At 32.9% G+C, this 19301-nt stretch carries 16 protein-coding genes; 2 read left to right on the top strand and 14 right to left on the bottom strand.

From position 1 onward, the window contains the following. Positions 1-28: 28 nt before the first annotated feature. The 4 genes from GR162_RS12440 to GR162_RS12425 are packed head-to-tail and all read right to left on the bottom strand — an operon-like array spanning position 29 to position 3646. Positions 29-1102 (bottom strand): LysM peptidoglycan-binding domain-containing protein, encoded by a 1074-nt coding sequence (locus GR162_RS12440; protein WP_160782433.1) that lies wholly within the window; start codon positions 1100-1102, stop codon positions 29-31. Between the two features lie 15 nt (positions 1103-1117). Further along, positions 1118-2092 carry a TssN family type VI secretion system protein gene (locus GR162_RS12435; protein ID WP_160782432.1) on the bottom strand — a complete coding sequence of 325 codons (975 nt, stop codon included), beginning with the start codon at positions 2090-2092 and terminating at the stop codon, positions 1118-1120. 2 nt (positions 2093-2094) lie between these two features. Beyond that, a complete protein-coding gene (locus GR162_RS12430; RefSeq protein WP_160782431.1) occupies positions 2095-3039 on the bottom strand; it encodes a type VI secretion system baseplate subunit TssG in 945 nt (314 codons plus the stop codon). After that, the gene (locus GR162_RS12425; protein ID WP_160782669.1) at positions 3023-3646 is read right to left on the bottom strand and encodes an NlpC/P60 family protein; all 624 of its coding nucleotides are present in this window, start codon (positions 3644-3646) and stop codon (positions 3023-3025) included. Before GR162_RS12425 ends, GR162_RS12430 begins: the two co-directional genes overlap by 17 nt. 353 nt (positions 3647-3999) lie before the next feature. Here GR162_RS12425 and GR162_RS12420 point away from each other — a divergent pair, with 353 nt between their 5' ends. Both GR162_RS12420 and GR162_RS12415 read left to right on the top strand, forming a co-directional pair. Continuing rightward, a complete protein-coding gene (locus GR162_RS12420) occupies positions 4000-5052 on the top strand; it encodes a PKD domain-containing protein (protein WP_160782430.1) in 1053 nt (350 codons plus the stop codon). Between the two features lie 8 nt (positions 5053-5060). After that, the gene (locus tag GR162_RS12415; RefSeq protein WP_160782429.1) at positions 5061-7523 is read left to right on the top strand and encodes an AAA family ATPase; all 2463 of its coding nucleotides are present in this window, start codon (positions 5061-5063) and stop codon (positions 7521-7523) included. A 58-nt stretch (positions 7524-7581) separates the two neighbouring features. On the opposite strand, the gene GR162_RS12410 is transcribed toward GR162_RS12415, so the two are convergent. From GR162_RS12410 to GR162_RS12365, 10 genes are all read right to left on the bottom strand, one after another. Further along, entirely contained in the window at positions 7582-10296 is a 2715-nt protein-coding gene (locus GR162_RS12410) for a DNA gyrase/topoisomerase IV subunit A (protein WP_160782428.1), read from the bottom strand. 35 nt (positions 10297-10331) lie between these two features. Continuing rightward, positions 10332-10883 (bottom strand): hypothetical protein, encoded by a 552-nt coding sequence (locus tag GR162_RS12405; protein ID WP_160782427.1) that lies wholly within the window; start codon positions 10881-10883, stop codon positions 10332-10334. Positions 10884-10886: 3 nt separating this feature from the next. Further along, complete coding sequence (locus GR162_RS12400) at positions 10887-11996, bottom strand: PDDEXK nuclease domain-containing protein (protein WP_160782426.1); 1110 nt, start codon at positions 11994-11996, stop codon at positions 10887-10889. 17 nt (positions 11997-12013) lie between these two features. Further along, the gene (locus tag GR162_RS12395) at positions 12014-13882 is read right to left on the bottom strand and encodes a DNA topoisomerase IV subunit B (protein WP_160782425.1); all 1869 of its coding nucleotides are present in this window, start codon (positions 13880-13882) and stop codon (positions 12014-12016) included. Between the two features lie 162 nt (positions 13883-14044). Next, entirely contained in the window at positions 14045-15220 is a 1176-nt protein-coding gene (gene pncB / locus GR162_RS12390) for a nicotinate phosphoribosyltransferase (protein ID WP_160782424.1), read from the bottom strand. 76 nt (positions 15221-15296) lie between these two features. After that, positions 15297-16277 carry a transglutaminase domain-containing protein gene (locus GR162_RS12385; protein WP_160782423.1) on the bottom strand — a complete coding sequence of 327 codons (981 nt, stop codon included), beginning with the start codon at positions 16275-16277 and terminating at the stop codon, positions 15297-15299. Beyond that, positions 16278-16802 (bottom strand): NADPH-dependent FMN reductase, encoded by a 525-nt coding sequence (locus GR162_RS12380; protein WP_160782422.1) that lies wholly within the window; start codon positions 16800-16802, stop codon positions 16278-16280. 116 nt (positions 16803-16918) lie between these two features. Then, positions 16919-17833, bottom strand: coding sequence for a YihY/virulence factor BrkB family protein (locus tag GR162_RS12375; protein WP_160782421.1), 915 nt, complete (start codon positions 17831-17833; stop codon positions 16919-16921). Positions 17834-17924: 91 nt separating this feature from the next. Further along, complete coding sequence (locus GR162_RS12370) at positions 17925-18605, bottom strand: hypothetical protein (protein ID WP_160782420.1); 681 nt, start codon at positions 18603-18605, stop codon at positions 17925-17927. Positions 18606-18609: 4 nt separating this feature from the next. Next, the gene (locus GR162_RS12365) at positions 18610-19287 is read right to left on the bottom strand and encodes a TIGR02117 family protein (protein WP_160782419.1); all 678 of its coding nucleotides are present in this window, start codon (positions 19285-19287) and stop codon (positions 18610-18612) included. Positions 19288-19301: the final 14 nt, after the last annotated feature.

Here is a 19301-nt window from a genome sequence, read left to right as displayed (position 1 = left end):
ATTCGCTTAACTACTCTGTTTTAACTCTTTACTTCTGAGTTTCTTCTTTCTTTAAAGATTCAATTTGTACAATCACTTTTATAGGTTCATCATACTCAATATTGCATTCTAAATCTATTTTTTCGATACAATAACTATGTTCATCAAGAAAATACGAAGCCTTGAATTTTCCTTTCCACGGGTCAAATCCAAAACTGGCTTCACTTCCAGAATCTATATAATCTCCTTTCTGTTCTACTTTCACCAAATTTGATTCATCCAAAATCGAATCTATCTTTTGCTGCACTGCAAACTTCGATTCTTCATCTTTCTCTAATGGAAAAAAGACTTCGTTTTGAAATGAATAATTTGAGGTATAACCAACGTAAATGCCGCTAAAAAAAGCTCTCAAAAAATAATCTGAAGCAAGAGAACTAAGTAATGTTTCAGAATTTTCTAAAGCATATTCTGTCTGTTCAATATAATTTTCTGCAACTTCCCCTTCAAAATAATCTAGAACTTCATCTTTTGTATCCTTCCATCGGTTTTCTATTTCATCATAATTGTAAATATCAACCCACTTTCCAGATTGATCCACCACAATTTTTAGCGGATATAAAACAGCAGCAGTTTTAGCGGCCAGTTCATCCATAATGGTATCTGGTATACTATTATTTACATAAATAGATCCTTTATTTATTTCAAACAAATGATAATTATTTCTGTCAGTAGCAAGCCATTTTACACTTACTTTCATTTCTATTGTATCAACAGCATCTCCAAAAACAGTTGTATAGTTAACTTGGTAATCATTATTAATTTTGTCTGCAACAAATGGCAGAGTATAATTACTTGCTAAACTAACTTTTTGAGTTTTCTTTTCTGTTTGTTCTTTTTGTGTTTCAATAGATTTTTCGGGAGCTAAAATCAGATACTCTAAGTAACTTTTAAAATCAGCTTCTATTAAATCAGGAATTTCACAGTACATATTATGATACCTTCTAAGTTCCTGAGCATCCATGCCAAGATCACGAGCAACACTTTCGAGCGTATCTCCTTTCTTGATTTTATAAATATGAAACTTATCGTATGATGCCTTTTCAGGTTTATCTATATAGTACATAACATTTCAAAAAAATTAAACCGCAACCTCTTTTTCCTTCTCCTTATTTTCAATCTTAGGTTCATACATAAAACCTTCTTTATCCTTAGCTTTTATATTGACTTTGATTTCTTCTTTTTTCTGTCTTTTACAAATAATCACTGAATTTTCAGTAATGCCATTCATACCCAAAGTATATTTTGCATCTACATATTTGGCTGTTTGATACCATTTTGGCTGTAAAAAGAATACCCAACTGCAATTTTCTCCATTGTGCTTTAAATCAATTTTACTGTCGGCATTATGGTCATTATATCCTGAAACGGTATGATAAAACAATGCTCCAAAATCAATTCTTACAGGACCTTTAGACCTTATAGAAGTATATTTTGTATCGCTTTCATTTTTCTGGATTAATAATGTAATAAGCAGTAAATCTTTCATCTGGACATTCTCAATCTCTGGAAAAGGATCTTTCCTATCGGGAATTTTCCACGTAACATATTCTTTTGGAGGTATCTGCATCATGTAATTAAAAACTGCATAAACGCCTGTTGGAACAATAAATACCAAAAAATGGGAGCACATTAAAAATGTTAGCGCAATTCCGTTTAAAGCGGTATAAATAATTACAAACAATACACTCGAATAAAGCGTTATTAAAAATGAAAACAACAATTCGATCCCCACAACACCTTTTAGGTTAAACTCATTAAAGTACCATCTATATAAGTAAACATTAAGAATTCCGAATATCAGTGACGCAATTTGATAAAATAGAAATTCGTCTGACAACTCTGTAAATAATTTATTGTATCCCAAAAAACCAACCAGGGCATAAATCAATACAAATGAAAAAACATAGATGTAAAACTTTCTTTTATACTGTACTGCAAATTCTTTTATTTTATCGCTGAATACCATTGTAAGTATAAAGCTTACTGCTATAATTACTACTAAAAATACAATAAGCCTAATATCAATAAGGGCTAATAAATGCTTTTTTACCATTACTAAATTCGTGTTGTATACCCTAACACAGGTTCTTTACTAAAATTAAACTCTTCTGTTTCTTTATTAATCAATAACACTGTTTTTACGTCGACTTCCATTGGAAAAAAATGCTCGCAAAAACAATCTATAAATATTTTTATATCGCCGTTTTTAAGATATTGCTGGTACGGTTTATTGGTAACAGGACCAATTTCTATCCTTAAGTTCATAGAATAATCCATGTAATCTTTTCCAGTAATAAAATCTACTCCCAATCTATTTTCTCCTAACCTGACCTGCTCTCCTTCTTCGCTATATTCTTTAGAACTTGTTGTTGTATAGGTTACTTTTTCTTCTATAATGCTTGACAAACATTGGCAGGCAAGTTCAATGTCTCCCACTATTTTATATGCATAAGGCAGCAGCTGTATAAATTTTGAAACTAAAATTTCAGGGTAAATGTGTGATAATCCCCAAAAATCATAGAAAAAATCCAACGGTTTGCTTCCGTTCAGTTTATATAAAAAATTCCTTTCAACACTTTCTATTTTAGTACGATAATGAAAAATTTCGTTTTCAAAAGGAGTAAAAAAAACACGAGCTTCTGCTTCTTGCTTTTTCTGGTGTTTATGCTCCTTTATCATCTGTTTTACAGACTTATCAGAATTATTTTCGGTCAAACTATGTACAAAACCTTCTGGAAGGGCATCATACATACTATCGCGCGATAATCGTATATTTAAATATTCCTGTTTATCATAATTATCATCCTGAATTACTGCCTCCAAAATGTCGCTTCTATACGCACGCGAGAATTGTCCCTGATTAGAAACCGTAATTTCATCCTGCACAATTGCTTTGGACTCAAGAAGCTCATTAGCAATCACTTCAGCCCTAATGTCATACGAAATATTCTCAATTTCGAATGCAAGATCTTCAAGACTTTTTTTACTTCTTCTTTCCATCCTCGTTGATTCGTCCTGCGCCTATGTATCGTAACTGAAAATATTCATCATTGAAATTATATATTGCAAGACCTTTGTCTGTACAAGCCAGAATTCGGTCATTATGCAGGTACAGACCAACATCAGATATCGGATGGTCTTTATCGTATCGAAAGAAAACAAGATCGCCTTCGGCAAGAAAACTTCGTCCAGTAAAAATTTGTATAGATTTAGACTTCCACATACCTGCTGGATCTTTTGGAAGCGTAACCTTGTAAACGTCACTGTATAAAGACTGTAGAAAATAAGAACAGTCAATTCCTTTTTTAGAAAAGCTTTTCTCTTTATATGGCGTATTAAGCCACGGATCTATGTAGGAGTATAATTTGTAGTTGGTAATTTTATTTGGCATTACAGCCAGAATAATGGAGTATTTTTCTTTTAGAGCAAGCATTTCGTCACTTAAATTCTCTGAATTATCATTGACGATGGTTTTATTTTTTAAACCTGTTTCATTCATTTGGGCCTGCTTTTTTAACAGCTCCAAAGAATAATCATATTTGAAGGGAATCTGCGAAATATATTTTTGAGCATGGCATTCCGTAAATAAATGCATCATAAGAATCATTATAACAAACTGCCTCATAAAAATATTATTTATTACTCTTTTTTTAGATAATTAAACTTTATTTCAAACCCAAAATGGATCATTTTTAAATTTTTAAGCAACATAAAAAACAAACTTTTCAGCTTATTTTAATTTTTCAAACCTGCGAAAATTCTTCTTTTTGAACGTAACCTCTTTATAATGAATTTATTTACAATTTTGAAGGTGATGGCTACAAACCTAATAAAATATTTTGTAAGAATACAAATAAATTTTGTAAAATTTATATTATAAAAAATAAGTTTTTTAAAATAAATAAAACTACATTTGCTTCCAATTTTTGTTAAAATTATCTTACATAGTAAAACATTAAAATGAATCAAAAAAATATTGATGTTAGAGTTGTATTTTTTTTTGCACTTCTCTTATTAGCTGGAATCATTGCGTTTATCATCCAATTTTTTAATCATGTCGATTGTGAAGATGCCAAGTTTTACATTTTTGCAGATTATTCACAATCAGAGGAATCGATAGAATTTTATGACAAAACTCCCAATGCAAAATCATGGATTTGGGACTTTGGAGATGGGTCAGAAAAAGATGTCAGAAAACACACTTTTCACATCTATAAAAATCCAGGAAAATACTATGTGACTTTAACCATAAATGGCAATTGTACTCATACAAAAGAAATCACTATAAAGGATAAATATGCGGCTGATAAAATAGGTACACCAAAAATTATTGCTCCTAGAACTATTACAGTTGGACAGCCTGCTTATTTTAAGTCAATCTCAGATGATGCCAAAACTTGGGAATGGGCTTTTGGTGAAAATAAAGGCATAGATGAAACTTCTTCTGCTCCAGTTTACAGCTTTATTACTCCAGGAGAAAAAACAATCACTTTAGTCATAAATGGGGATTTCAGTCGTGTGGCAAAGAAAATTATTTATGTACATCCTAGAGTCATTAAAAAAACTAATCCTTTGGATGTCAGCTCGTATGAATTCGAGAAAAAAGCTGAAGCCTTCGCACTGCCTCGAGGTTCTGTGAAGAAAGATCCGCTTGAAGAAATGCTACAATATGTTCCAGTAGCTCCAAAAACAAAAACTGTAAAAGACAGTATTGCTGTAGCTAAAAAAGCGCCAAAAATGTCTGAGGATCAGTTTGAAATTTTATTCAAAAAAGTAGCGGAAGGCAGTAAAACAAAAGATGATTTTGCAGAATTTCTATGTGATGACTTAGATGTTCCTGTTGTAAAAAATGATAATGATCTATTGACTTTTTCTCAATTATGTGCTTCTGTAAAAGGAAAAAAGATAAGAATTGAATCAATACGTTTAAACAAAGACAAACAAACTAACTGCATTAAAGGATTAAATATCAGCTATAAAGTAAAAAAATACCTGATATGGTCTAAAGATTAATTTTTGATATGGAAGAAGAAAAAAACGTTTTCAGTGCAGAATTATTAAGTGCATTAGAAATTGCTAAGAAAATTGCTAAAACCAATTCAAATAAATACTATTCAGCATCCCATTTATTAAAAGCTATTTTAAACAGAGATTTATCTCTTTTGAAGAGGCTTGAAACTATGGGTAAAGATGTTTACTATCTTGATGAATGGGCCGAAGTTCGAATCGAAGAAGAGCCAAAAACCACTCATGTTCTTGATGCTGAACCAAGCGATTTGATCGACGATATTATAAAAGAAGCAGAATCGGTGCGAATTGCTTTAAATGAAGATGAAATTAGCCTCTATGCTATTGTAATTGCTCTAAGTTCTCCTGGCGTAGGTTTCAACTTCGATCAAATGAAGTCCTACCCGATCTCTAGAAATGAATTGCTAGAAGATCAGATTGTTATTCCACAAACGGAGAATGGTGTAAAACAAGAAGTAAAAAAAGGTTTTTTGAGTAAATATTGCGTTCATAAAAACCTTGAAAAAAATAAAAAAAGAATATCAGCAATTGGGCGTGAAGCCGAATTGAATGCCATAAAAGAAATACTCTGCCGATTTTCTAAACCTAATGTGCTACTTATTGGCGATCGCGGCATTGGGAAATCAATTTTAATTGATACTCTTATTCAAGATGTAATTGCCAATCAAGTTCCAGATATTTTAAACAAGGTACAGCTTTTTGAACTTGATCTATCCTCACTTATTGCTGGAGCTTCATACAAAGGAGAAATAGAAGATCGCTTAAAAAACTGTATTCAGGAACTTAAACAATATCCGAAAGCTATCTTAATTATTGAAGAAATTCATATTTTACTCGATAAAAATGGAGGAGATTCAGGTGTTTCAAATGTTCTTAAAGGTGAGTTAGCAAAAGGGTTAAATATTATTGCAACCTCTACAATTGATGAATATTCCAAAAGAATTGAAAAAGAGCAAGGGCTTGCTGGAATGTTTGACATCGTTAAACTAGAAGAAGCTGATGATGAAACCTTGTTTCGAATGATTCGTGAGTCTATCAAAACTTATCAAGAGCATCATAAAATACAAATAGATGATGAAACTATTTCAGAATCTATTCGATTATCAAAAAGGTATTTAAAAGAAAAAAGCCTTCCTGAGTCGGCCATTAACTTGATTGACCATACAATGTCTGTATTAAAAACTTCAGGAGAAACCTTTCTTAACGAAAAACAATCTATTATCAATAGATTACATCTTCTAAAAGAAAATAAGGACAATTTATCTGAAAATCAATTAATAAAAGAATACAATTGGTTCCTGATTGATTTAATAAACAAAGCAACATTTTTAATGGATCCTGATGAGCAAAATAAAAAAAGAAATTTTGAAACATCAGAATCGATCCTGAATTATATTGAAAACCTAATTAGTGCAATTGAAGAAAAAGCACTTGATAAACGTTCTCACATTGAGGCCTTTGATTTGTCTTTGATAATTGCTAAAAAAACCGGAATTCCTGCGGGTAAACTTAAAGAAGAAGAGAAACATAAACTAAATAACATTGAAGATGTTTTAGGAAAAAGGGTAATTGGCCAAGATCATTGCATTGCAACTGTTGCAGGATCTATTCTCGAATCACGCTCGGGATTAAGCAAGGCTGGACAGCCAATTGCGTCATTTTTCTTTTTAGGGCCAACCGGAACTGGAAAAACCGAATTAGCTAAATCTTTAGCTGAATTTCTTTTTCAGGATGAAAATGCAATCATTCGTTTTGATATGTCTGAATTTAAAGAAGAACATTCTGCAGCTTTACTCTACGGTGCACCTCCAGGCTATGTTGGGTATGAAGAGGGAGGCTTATTAGTAAACAAGATTAGACAAAAGCCCTACTCTATTGTTTTGTTTGATGAAATTGAAAAAGCACATCCTTCTGTTTTTGATGTTTTCTTGCAGATTATGGATGAAGGAAAACTCCATGATCGTTTAGGAAAAGAAGGCGATTTCTCCAATGCAATTATTCTTTTTACCTCAAATATTGGCGCAGATCATATTGTCAACACATTCAATAGTGGTGAAATCCCAACTTCAAATTCTTTAGTGGAAATTATGGCAAATTATTTCAGACCAGAGTTTTTAGGGCGTTTAACTGAAATCATACCTTTTGCGCCTATCAAAAAAGAAAATGCGTTAAAGATTTTCGATATACACCTCAAAAAAGAATTTACAGACTTATTGAAAAACATTAATGTTAAAGTCGAAATTCCGATAGAAGCAAAACTCTATCTTGCAGAAAACGGCTATAATGCCAAATATGGAGCAAGACCAATTAAAACCATTATCAGAACGCATTTAAGAAGACCTTTAGCTAAAAAAATAATTTCTGGAGAAGTCAAAGATGGTGATACTGTTTCGGTTGTTATTGAAAATAACGAAGTAAAATGGGTTAAAGAAGAAATTATTCCTGTTGAAAATTAGCTTAACCATTTAATAAAATAAAAAACGCTAAGAAAATTAATCTTAGCGTTTTCATTTTTTATTCTAAAACCAGACCTATTTGTCCGTCATCGTCCAATTCTGTTTCAACAGGATCATCTTCTGGAATTTCTGGTCTTTCAGGAACCTCTTCTGCAGGTTCTTCATATGGAAGCGGCTCTAATAAATTTACTTGTCTTAATTTATCCGTTGTCAGCTGATTTCCAAGAGCTTTAAAACCTTTTACGGCTATAAAGTCTTCTACATCAATATGAAGATCGTCTTTTTGAACGCCTTTAACTTTGGCGAAAACCAATTGTGCCACTGGGCGATAATCAGTCGAAACGATTTCTAACTGTGAATTTGGATGGTCTGTAATAAAACTTTCCTCTTTACCTTCATTTTCAACCAAGAAACGTTTCAAGAAATAACGCTCTTTCTCTCCATCATAATAAATCGCAGAAATTGGTTTTTTAGGATTCCATTTTTCCAACACAATCATATCTTCATCGAAATGAGTCGATAATTCTGGAATGATTACTTTCAATTTCCCTGATTGACTAATGACTAATATTTTATCTGTTGGTTTAAATTCTCCTAACAATTCTCCCCTTGCATCAACATTTAAACGTTTTACAGTATCATCAAACCAAACTTTTCTTGGCAATAAAGTAGAAATTCCTTTTTCTTTTAATTCGATTTTTTTAATCGGATATTTGGTCACTAAATTTCCTTTAGATCCACGCCCTTTGATAGCCAGTTTCGCAAAATCAATATCAAATTTCAGTTTCTTAATTGTTCCAACCTGGCGCAATAAAATAGTCACAACCTCAGCTTCTCCATTTGGATTATGTGAAAAATAAACCACCTGAGAGCCGTTTGTTCCGTTTGTTAAATCGTAAGCTTTATCGCGTGTTACACCCGTAACATTAAAACGTTTTATATAAGACGGACCTGACTTACCATCACGATACATCATATTATAAATAGTTCGTTTATCGTTTTTATCAAAAACAGCTGCATGGATAATGTCTTTCCCAATAAAAGTTTTCGCATCCACTTTTGTGATCATCATGGTTCCGTCTCTTAAAAACACGATAACATCATCAATATCAGAACAATCGCCTACATATTCATCTTTCTTCAAACTTGTTCCTACAAAACCTTCTTCGCGGTTTACGTATAGTTTTGTGTTTCTTAAAACTACTTTTGTAGCTTCAACATTATCAAATACACGAAGTTCTGTTTTACGCTCACGTCCTTTTCCGTATTTCTCTTTCAGTTTGGTAAAATAGGCAATGGCAAAATCGGTAAGATGTTCCAAATTGTATTCTACCTCTTTCATTTCCTCTTCTAATCTAGAGATTAATTCATCTGCTTTATCAGAGTCGAAACGAGTAATACGAATCATCGGAATTTGAGTCAGCCTTTGTAAATCGTCATCATTGATTTCTCTAACAAATGACTTTTTGAAAGGCTCAAAACGGTCGTATAAATATTTGTAAAGTGATTCTCTATCTCCATATAATTTGAAGTCAATATACATTTCTTCACGAATGAAGATTTTTTCTAAAGTAGAGAAATGCCACTTGTTTTTTAATTCTTCTAATTGAATTTCAAGTTCTTGTTTAAGCAAATCAACCGTTCTTTCAGTTGAAATCTTCAACATTTGCGAAACACCAATAAATAATGGTTTATTATCTTCAATAACACATCCTAAAGGCGCAATAGAAGTTTCACAGGCTGTAAACGCAAATAAAGCATCAATTGTTTTATCTGGTGAAACACCTGGGAAAAGATGAATTAAAATCTCAACATCAGCAGCGGTGTTGTCTTCAATTTTCTTGATTTTGATTTTACCTTTTTCATTGGCTTTCAAAATACTGTCAATCAAACTCGATGTATTGGTAGAAAACGGAATCTGCGTAATTACCAAGGTATTTTTGTCTAATTGCGAAATTTTAGCACGAACACGCACACGTCCGCCACGCATTCCGTCGTTATAATTCGAAACGTCCGCAATACCAGCTGTCGCAAAATCGGGATAAAGCGTAAATGATTTCCCTTTTAAGATTTTAATCGAAGCGTCAATTAATTCATTGAAGTTATGAGGCAATACTTTCGTTGATAAACCAACTGCAATACCTTCAGCACCCTGTGCTAAAAGCAATGGGAATTTTACCGGAAGATTAATTGGTTCGGCTTTTCTACCGTCATACGATAATCCCCATTCTGTGATTTTTGGAGAATATAGAACCTCTAAAGCAAATTTAGATAAACGTGCCTCAATATAACGGGGTGCTGCTGCCCCATCGCCAGTTAAGATATTTCCCCAGTTTCCTTGGCAGTCAATCAATAAATCTTTTTGACCGATCTGTACCATTGCGTCACCAATACTCGCATCTCCGTGTGGGTGATACTGCATGGTGTGACCAACAACATTGGCAACTTTATTATAACGCCCATCATCCAGCTCTTTTAACGAGTGCATAATACGACGCTGAACAGGCTTGAATCCGTCCTCAATAGCAGGAACTGCACGTTCCAGAATTACATACGAAGCATAATCCAAGAACCAGTCCTTATACATTCCCGTTACCTTCGTAATAACATCTTCTCCTTCTTCTTCCTGATTTTCGTAGAAATGTGCTCCTTCAAAATGTTTTCCTTCACCATCAACCACATCATCATCGCCATCTTGAATGTTATCTAGATTTTCATCTGAATTATTCTCGTCTTCGTTTGGAATTATGTTATCGTCTTCTTCGTCTTTCATTTTTATGCTGAATTTATTTCAGTAACCTATTTATTTTATTCGTAATCTTCGTCTAAATATTTGATTCCTGCTTTTATAAAAAGCTCTTCCATTTGACTAAAACAAAAGCCATTGTAATTTTCTAGGTTTTTTGACTCTTTAAAACCTTTACATGACAAACAAAGCTCTTTGTAACCAATTATTCTATTTTTATGATCTCTAAAAAGTATAATATGTCTCGGCATATAACAATCTCTAGGCAGGTTTTCTAGTTTACAACTATCCTGAGACAGTAATTCCAGTAATTCATTTTTCAATACTGAATTTAGTGCTACTCTCTCTTTAACCTTTGTACTGTCGAAATTCAATTTATAATTAACAACAAGGTCTTTTGTATATCTATTTTTAATATCATCCCATCGCATTCGATCTTCATAAGACAAAACCTCAACTTTGGATAAATCCTTTAAAGGAAAATCTCTTATTTTGACTATTTCACTTTTTGATTTACTCTCTTTTATTTTTTCATTTACAATTGTAGATGCTATATTTTCTTTTTTACAAGAAATCATGCCTAAAATAATTAATAAAAGTACAATTCTCCTCATTGGTTAAATATTATTACTTTCTAATAATTCTTTTAAAACTTCAACACTTGGTAAAACGGTTTTGTATTTACTAGCAAAAATCTGTTCATTATTTTCAGGCAAAGTATATTTAACCACAGCTTCACTTTTGTTTTGGCAAAGTACAATTCCGATAGTTTTGTTTTCATCTTCCAATCGCATTTCTCTATCATAATAATTGACATACATTTGCATCTGGCCTAGATCTTGATGTTTTAATTCGCCTATTTTTAAATCTATTAGGACAAAACACCGCAATATTCTATTGTAAAAAACTAAATCAATTCTAAAATGTTTATCATCAAAAGTAATTCTTTCCTGTCTTGCAACAAAAGTAAAACCATGACCTAACTCTAGTAAGAAATGCTCTAACTTATTAATAATTTCCTCTTCCAATTGCGATTCCGAATATTGATTCAATTCAGGTAATCCTAAAAATTCAAGAATATAAGGATCTTTGATAATATCTTTTGGTTTTTCAATAATTTGGCCTTCTTCGGAAAGTTTTAAAATTCCTTCTTTATCTCTGCTTAATGCTAATCTAGTATAAAGTGCGGTATCGTATTGGCGTTTTAGTTCTCTAACACTCCAATTGTGTTTTTCAGCTTCTATTTTATAGAAACGCCTTTCTTTTTCATCTTCAATTCGCATTAAAAAAATATAATGGCTAAAAGTCAATTTAAAAAATGAAGACAAAGTTTGATAATCCACTTTATCAAATTTCGCAGACACTGACTGCGTTTTTTGAGATTTGAATTCCGCAGACACTGTCTGCGCTTTTTGAATTTGTAAAATCCGAGACAGTGTCTCGGATTTTGAGAAAGTCATATAGAATTGTCTTATTTGTTCCAAATTTCTAATCGAAAACCCTTTTCCGAACTCCTTTGTCAATTGCTGAGAAAGCCCTTTTAAAAGCCGTTTACCATATTCAGCCCTATCTTTTCCATTTTGTTCTTCTTCAACTATAATTCTTCCTATTTCAAAATAAGTAATGGTCATTGTTGAATTTACGGTACGCAAAACCTGTTGTCGGGCATTCTGCAATAACTCGGCAACTTGCTGAAAAATGACTTTATTTTGAAGACCGTCTGGCACTCTCTTTAATTTAATTATTAAGCTTCCTCAAGCTCATCAATCTCCACCTTCAAATTCTTGATAATAAAATCTTGACGGTCTGGAGTGTTTTTCCCCATGTAGAAAGACAACAACTGCTCAATTGAAGTATGTTTATCCATCATTACAGGATCGAGGCGAATTGTGTCTCCAATAAAGTTTTTAAACTCATCTGGCGAAATTTCTCCCAAACCTTTGAATCGGGTGATTTCTGGTTTTGGTTTCAGTTTTTCTATGGCTTCTTTTCTTTCTTCTTCAGAATAACAGTAAATGGTTTCTTTTTTGTTGCGAACTCTGAAAAGTGGCGTCTGTAAAATATACAAATGTCCTTCTTTAATTAACTCAGGAAAAAACTGCAAAAAGAAAGTAATCAAAAGCAAACGAATGTGCATTCCGTCGACATCGGCATCAGTTGCGATTACAATATTGTTGTAACGCAGTTTTTCTAGTCCGTCCTCGATATCAAGTGCAGCTTGAAGCAAGTTGAATTCTTCGTTTTCATACACAATCTTTTTAGACATTCCGTATGAATTCAAAGGCTTACCACGCAAACTGAAAACTGCTTGCGTATTTACGTCACGCGACTTTGTAATCGATCCAGAAGCCGAATCTCCCTCGGTAATAAATAGCGTGCTTTCTAAGTTTCTTGGATTTTTTGTATCTGGAAGATGCGCTCGGCAGTCTCTTAACTTTTTATTATGCAGATTCGCTTTTTTAGCACGATCTGTCGCCAGTTTTCTAATTCCTGATAATTCTTTTCTTTCGCGTTCTGCCTGAAGAATTTTACGCAATAAAGCTTCGGCTGTCGGCGGGTTTTTATGCAAATAATTGTCCAGTTTCGTTTTGATAAAATCATTAACGAAAGTACGAACAGAAACCGCTGGTGTTCCATCATCAGAACCCATATCGGTAGAACCTAATTTTGTTTTAGTCTGAGATTCAAAAACCGGTTCCATCACTTTAATGCTAATCGCACTTACAATCGATTTTCGAACGTCAGAAGCATCAAAATTCTTGTTGTAAAACTCACGAATCGTTTTTACAACAGCTTCTCGGTAAGCCGCTAAGTGCGTTCCCCCCTGCGTTGTATTCTGACCATTTACAAAAGAGTGATATTCTTCGCTGTACTGCGTTTTACTATGGGTTAACGCTACCTCAATATCATTATCTTTCAAGTGAATAATTGGGTATTCTAAATCTTCTTCGCTGATCGTTTCTTCCAACAAATCACGAAGTCCATTTTCTGAATAGTATTTTTCTCCGTTGAAAATAATCGTCAAACCATTGTTTAGGTAACAATAATTCTTAACCATTTTCACGACATATTCCAAACGGAATTTAAAGTTTTTAAAAATAGTTTCATCTGGCGTAAAAGTTACTTTTGTTCCTTTACGTTTTGTTGTTTCTATAATATCTTCTTCTGAAACTAAATTTCCAGCTGAAAACTCTGCCGCTTTTTGTTTGTCTTCACGAACCGATTCAACACGGAAATAAGTCGAAAGTGCGTTTACCGCTTTTGTACCGACTCCATTCAGACCTACTGATTTCTGGAAAGCTTTTGTATCATACTTTCCTCCCGTATTCATTTTCGAAACTACATCGACCACTTTTCCTAACGGAATACCTCGCCCGTAGTCACGAACGGTAACCGTCTTTTCCTTGATACTTACCTCAATAGTTTTTCCTGAGCCCATTACGAACTCATCGATACAGTTGTCTAAAACCTCTTTTAGAAGAATGTAAATACCATCATCCGGCGCAGATCCGTCTCCAAGTTTTCCGATATACATTCCGGGACGCATACGGATATGTTCTTTCCAATCAAGCGAACGAATATTATCTTCGGTATATTGATTTTGCTCTAGCATATATGATTTTGGGATTTTTTGCTAATGTACCATTTCTTAGCAAAAAATGAAAGCGTATTTTCTTTTTGTTATGAATAATAACAGTTTAAAATCTATTTAAATTGATTTTAAAGTAAAACAGGCGCTAAAATGGTCTAAAAACTGCTTTTTCAGCAAAAAATATTATTTGATTCCAAGCACTTCTTTTGCTAAAGCAATCATTTCGGGTGTTCCCGTATTTTTATTTTTTTCGTCAGAAAGTTTCACAACGCCTTGCCAATGCAAATTATCGGGTTTTGTATCGGTTAATTTAATCACCATATTCATTGCAGGAAGCCCAACATCGTTGGTAAAATTTGTTCCTATTCCAAACGACATTTTTATTTTGTCCTGACAGAAATCGACAATCTTTTTTACTTTATCGTAATTGAGTGAATCAGAAAAAACAATGGCTTTTGATTTTGGGTCAATTCCCATTTTTATGTAATGCGAAATCACTTTTTGGGCAAACTCAATTGGATCGCTGCTGTCATGTCGAACGCCATCAAAAAGTTTGGAATATTTTTTATCAAACTGATTGAAAAATATTTCTGTAGTATAAGTATCTGTTAAAGCAATTCCAAGATCGCCGCCATAAACTTGCGTCCAATGCTCCAAACTTATTGAATTTGCCATTTTAAAGCCATATTGTGCGGCATGAAACATAAACCATTCGTGCGCGTGTGTTCCTAGAGGTCTTCGATTATTGACCATTGCAAAATGCACATTGCTGGTTCCAATGAAGCTCTGCCCGCCATAAGTACGCAAAGTCTCATTTACAAGATTCTGTACATCATAAGAGTGTCGTCGTCTTGATCCAAACTCTAGAATAGAAACTCCAAGTTTATTGTAATTCTCTATTTTTTCTTTCGTTAGACTTTTTACAGCTTCATCGTTTAAACGAATTAAGTGGTTGGATTTATAAAAAAGTTCCGAAATCAAAGCCATTAACGGCACTTCCCATAAAATGGTTCTGTACCAAAATCCTTCAACGGTAACTTTTATTTCTGAGCCTTCCTGACTAATCTGAACTTCAGACGGATCAAAGCTATATCCTTGCAGAAAATCCAAATAAGTCGGATCGAGATAAGGACAATAATGAGCGAGATAATTCTTTTCTTCTTTTGTTAAACGAAGATCTGCCATTGTATTGACAGAATTTCGAAGCAACTCTGCAAAGCCATCAGGAAAAATATGTTTTCCGCGGTTTATAAATCCGTAACGAACTTTTGCTTTTGGAAAAAGTTTAATTACAGCATGCTGCATTGTAAATTTGTAGAAATCATTATCTAGAATAGATTTCAGAAAAGTCGCTTCCATAGTGTTCAAATTCGGATCATTCTTGCTAAGATACGGCAATTTCAGAAAAGATGAAAATTGCTGGATTCTTAATCTTCTATTTCGAAACTACTTTAAAAGAAACCACACTATTGCCATCAGCAAAAACAGTAATGTAATCACCAATATTTCTATCTATTGGAATCTGAAACTCGAGACTTCCTCGCTTCTCTTTAGGATTTTGAACCTTAACTGCCTGATTTCTTTTATTTAAATAAAAAACCTGGTTCGACTTTGAAAGATTTTTGATTTCAACTGTAATTCTCTCTCCATTTCTGGCTTCAATTATTCCAGAATCTGGTGATTTAATTTTATAATCTTTTTCGATTGTCGTATTATAAATCAAAGGTCCATTAAGAAAATCTTCTTTGCTTAACCTATTTCCTAAATAAGAACCTGAATCCGGAAAATGCTTCGCAAAAAAATAATCTGGATCTGTATCAAAATAAGCAGGATTAAAGTCATTGACCATTCTTCCCTTACTGCTATCATAATAACCTTGTCCCCATGTAACATCTAAAAGACGCCATTTTTTATCTATCAAAACCATATTCCAAGCATGATTGGACGAAGTTGTTTTTCTTCCAATATCTCTAACCGAAATCTTCGAATCTCCACGAATGATTTCGCATTTAATTCCCATCAAAGATGCCAAATGCTGATACAAAGCCGTAAAACCTTCACAAACTGCTTTTTTAGAATTAAAAGCTTTTTGGATCAAATTATCATTCAGCTGCTTTATTTTTCGCTGTTTTTCTGCTTCCGAAGAATAACTGAAACCCTGCGTTCTAGGCGGATTCAAATATGCATTGTAATCGTATCGTATATTGAAGGCAATCCAACTGTAAATAGCACGAGCACGATCATAATCCGAATCAAAATCTTTTTCGATTCTCTCGGCTAATTTCTCGGTGCTATCAAAGTTTTTTGGGTATTTGGCAACTATTTTATCAACTTCACTAATCTTTTGAGCAAAAGTAAAATTGATGAAAATACTATTTAGCAAAAGGAAAATAAGGGCAATCTTTTTTTGTGGCATTTAAAAATTTGATTTAATAATATCTTTCAGTTCTTGATCTAATTCAGGATTAGAGATTTTATTTTTTTGTAAATCAAAATTCGAGCCAAATGCTGGCAATGAGAAACTTCCTTTAATTTCCGCGCCATAACGAGGGAAAAGATTCTGCGCAATTCCTAAAACAGATGCGCCTCCTCTACCGCCTGGAGAAGTTGCCAGTAGTAACATTGGTTTGTGCTGAAAAACATCTTTTTCGATTCGAGAACTCCAATCGAAAACATTTTTGAAAGCAACAGAATAATTTCCGTTATTTTCTGCCATTGAAACCACTAGAATATCAGCTTCTTTAAGTTTATTCAAGAATGCTTGCGCCACTTCATGCTGACCAATTTCTTTTTCTAAATCTACGCTAAATACAGGCATTGCAAAATCGTTCAAATCTAAAACTTCAACATCTGCATTTTCAAACAAACTAGATGCGTAAGTTGCTAAACGTTTATTGATTGACTGTGTACTGTTACTTCCTCCAAAGGCTACTATTTTCATATTTGTGGTATTTGTTTGTTTTAAACCATATAAGTAATATAAGTTTATTTAAAAAACTTTGTCCTTAAATTAAAAAAAAAACTTAAATTTCCTTCTATTACTTATATGGTTTAATATTAATTTTCGATTTCAAAAATCTCTTTTTGTATTGCTACAGAATAATCATTTGGTGAAATACTTCCGCCGAAAGCTTTTGCATAGACTTTAGTAAATTCTGCTCCAAAATATAAAATAATGGCCGAATAATACACCCAGACCAAAATTATAATTACTGAACCCGCTGCGCCGTAAACACTTGCAACAGTTGAATTTCCTAAGTAAACTCCAATTGCAAATTTACCTATCATAAATAAAATTGCTGTGCACGAAGCTCCTATAAAAGCATCTTTCCATTTGATAATGCCGTCTGGTAAAGTTCGGAATATAATAGCAAAAAGCAATGTTATACTGGCAAAAACAATCACCAAATTAACCACATAAAAAAAGTAGACCGTTGTATCTGGAAAATAGAGTTTTAAACGTTCATTCAAGACGTCGAGTGTAGCATTGACCATTAAACTGACCAGCATTAAAAATCCTACTGAAACTATCATTGAAAAAGACATTAATCGGTTTTGAATGAACTTTTTCAATCCTTTGTTTGGTTTTGCACGAAGCCCCCAAATATAATTGATAGAACTCTGAATTTCTGCAAAGACTCCCGATGCCCCAATAAGCAACATTACCACTCCAAAAACCGTCACAAAGACATTACTGTCTGATAATTGAACATTCTTGATTGCCTCCTGAATCTGTACCGCAGCATTATTTCCAACCAATCGATTTATCTGACCATATAACTGACCCGTGACTGCCTCTTCCCCAAAAAAGAAGCCACAAATGGTAATTATAATAATCAATAAAGGAGGCAAAGCAAAAATGGTATAATAAGATAACGCCGCACTTAACTTTATGGCATTGTCATCATTGAATTCTAAAAATGTCGTTTTTAATAAATACCAAGTTTTTGAAAAGATATTGTGATTTTTCATTTGCTGATTTTTTGATATTCACTCAAATGTAATCAATAATGAAAATTAGGCTCTTCTGTGATTTTATGGGAATTTTATATTTTTTCCATTTTTATTTAGATACCTTTTTATATTCATGATCGTATCCTAAATGCTTAATTTTGAATATCTTTTTAAATTCGCTTCTCACTGGCTTTATTAAATAAGAAATTGAATCAAGCTTTTTTGCTTTTATTTTAGTTACAGAATCGAGCTTTTTCAAGTCTTTTAGATCGTAAAGATTTTTAAATTTAAGTATATTTTTGTCAAGCGAAACAAATCGAATTTTCCAAAATATTGAATCTTTTCTGCTCAAAATTAATTGTCCATCAATACGCTTTGCTTTTTGATAAAGTGAAAACCTAAATAGCGTATCAATATTTTTTTGAATTAACTCTATCGAATCTCCTTTTGGCAGCATATCATAACTATATTTTGTATTCTTCACTACTAATTTGCCATCAACAATATCGCAGTCAGCTTTTAGTGAATCTAATTTAAGCTTGTGAATTTTGAATTTATAAAAGTATTCTTCTAAAATTCTATTCTCTTCAATTCTAATAAAAGTCGAATCATTATTTACATATAGCCCTCTGAATTTACTAGGAAAGCCATTTAATTCCGAATCTTTATCTGGTTGTGGATTTTGAAAATAAAAATTCGCACATCCATCTGCACATTCTAGGGGCGCATCTGCTTTCTTACAGGAAACTATTAATAGTATTGCGGAAATAATTAAAGCTGTCTTTTTCATGAGTCTATTTATAATGGCAAAAAATCCCTTTATCATAAACCGTCCACAAACTTGCTTTTTGATTGGCTGCTTTTAAGGCATTATTTGCCCAAGTATTGCAAGTATAAAAAAGACTATAACTTCCTTTTGCTTCATAGAAAGCATCTTTTTTTCCATAACTATGACCTTCAATCCATTGTGGATGAATTGGATCGCTAAAACTATTTGAAATATAATTGACTAACTTTTGATAATTTTCTTTTGACACCAAAATGCGTTTGCAGTCATCTCCTTCTCTTAAGTTTTTAAAAAATGTTGCATGCACAGCAGACGAACTGATTCCGAAAGCGGCTTTAAAAGCCGTGCTTGCTTTTAAATCTGACCATTCTGGCGTTTCCAAATAAAAGCCTTTATCTCCCCAACCAAAAGCGATATAGTTCATTAAGGAATCTTTTGATTGAGTTTGGTTAAATCGAATTTCGTTTCGCCAATCTTTAATTTCATTTTTGATTGGAACAACTATATCGGTATGAACTCCGTTTGAGAGAATATAAATTGGAATTGCATCTTGCTCTTCCACTTTTGCAATATCTGAATTGACTGTAATTTTCGAAATAATTAAAACAGAAGAAATATACAAAGCAAGAAAACTGAAAATTCCGAAAAGCATCCAGCCCAGAATTTTGAATGATTTTTTTAGCATTTTGATTGGTTGAT

This window comes from Flavobacterium sp. HBTb2-11-1, from assembly GCF_009826975.1.
Classification (GTDB): domain Bacteria; phylum Bacteroidota; class Bacteroidia; order Flavobacteriales; family Flavobacteriaceae; genus Flavobacterium.
The sequence above is the reverse complement of the archived record's forward strand: the minus strand, read 5'-3'. Positions and strand labels throughout refer to the sequence as shown.

What these genes read in the sequence shown, in the direction of transcription:
- GR162_RS12410 (WP_160782428.1), bottom strand. Translation starts at nt 10,296, where the DNA reads ATGAAAGACGAAGAAGACGATAACATAATTCCAAACGAAGACGAGAAT.
- GR162_RS12380 (WP_160782422.1), bottom strand. Translation starts at nt 16,802, where the DNA reads ATGAAAATAGTAGCCTTTGGAGGAAGTAACAGTACACAGTCAATCAAT.
- GR162_RS12425 (WP_160782669.1), bottom strand. Translation starts at nt 3,646, where the DNA reads ATGATTCTTATGATGCATTTATTTACGGAATGCCATGCTCAAAAATAT.
- GR162_RS12375 (WP_160782421.1), bottom strand. Translation starts at nt 17,833, where the DNA reads ATGAAAAATCACAATATCTTTTCAAAAACTTGGTATTTATTAAAAACG.
- GR162_RS12440 (WP_160782433.1), bottom strand. Translation starts at nt 1,102, where the DNA reads ATGTACTATATAGATAAACCTGAAAAGGCATCATACGATAAGTTTCAT.
- GR162_RS12435 (WP_160782432.1), bottom strand. Translation starts at nt 2,092, where the DNA reads ATGGTAAAAAAGCATTTATTAGCCCTTATTGATATTAGGCTTATTGTA.
- GR162_RS12415 (WP_160782429.1), top strand. Translation starts at nt 5,061, where the DNA reads ATGGAAGAAGAAAAAAACGTTTTCAGTGCAGAATTATTAAGTGCATTA.
- GR162_RS12365 (WP_160782419.1), bottom strand. Translation starts at nt 19,287, where the DNA reads ATGCTAAAAAAATCATTCAAAATTCTGGGCTGGATGCTTTTCGGAATT.
- GR162_RS12405 (WP_160782427.1), bottom strand. Translation starts at nt 10,883, where the DNA reads ATGAGGAGAATTGTACTTTTATTAATTATTTTAGGCATGATTTCTTGT.
- GR162_RS12370 (WP_160782420.1), bottom strand. Translation starts at nt 18,605, where the DNA reads ATGAAAAAGACAGCTTTAATTATTTCCGCAATACTATTAATAGTTTCC.
- GR162_RS12395 (WP_160782425.1), bottom strand. Translation starts at nt 13,882, where the DNA reads ATGCTAGAGCAAAATCAATATACCGAAGATAATATTCGTTCGCTTGAT.
- GR162_RS12420 (WP_160782430.1), top strand. Translation starts at nt 4,000, where the DNA reads ATGAATCAAAAAAATATTGATGTTAGAGTTGTATTTTTTTTTGCACTT.
- pncB (WP_160782424.1), bottom strand. Translation starts at nt 15,220, where the DNA reads ATGGAAGCGACTTTTCTGAAATCTATTCTAGATAATGATTTCTACAAA.
- GR162_RS12385 (WP_160782423.1), bottom strand. Translation starts at nt 16,277, where the DNA reads ATGCCACAAAAAAAGATTGCCCTTATTTTCCTTTTGCTAAATAGTATT.
- GR162_RS12430 (WP_160782431.1), bottom strand. Translation starts at nt 3,039, where the DNA reads ATGGAAAGAAGAAGTAAAAAAAGTCTTGAAGATCTTGCATTCGAAATT.